The following is a 262-nucleotide window of genomic DNA, read 5'->3' as shown; positions in this document are numbered from 1 at the left end:
AGCACAAACCCTTCTTTTGGGTGCCCACTTTGTGTGGGTGTTGTGTCAGATACTGCATAGTGGACGCGGTCACGACAATGACTATTTACATTTCTTCTTCTTTTGTTTTGCCTATACACGTAGTGTGTTGGTGTTTGTTGTGGTCAATTAGTACCAGTAGCCTCCACACCTTACAGTGCTTCCAAGTCTGGCCTATCTACCCTATCGTCTTTAGGGGACCTTAACGAAACCTCATCTTAAAACAGGCTTCCCGCTTAGATGC

General features: G+C 45.4%; 1 rRNA gene. It reads right to left on the bottom strand.

Features of this window, described 5'->3' with window-relative positions:
- Positions 1 to 127: 127 nt before the first annotated feature.
- Positions 128 to 262, bottom strand: a 23S ribosomal RNA gene (locus QP884_RS11255); the annotation flags it as partial.

Origin of the sequence: Corynebacterium tuberculostearicum, from assembly GCF_030229345.1 — a bacterium.
GTDB lineage: Bacteria > Actinomycetota > Actinomycetes > Mycobacteriales > Mycobacteriaceae > Corynebacterium > Corynebacterium tuberculostearicum_G.
This window is presented reverse-complemented; position numbering and strand designations above follow the sequence as displayed.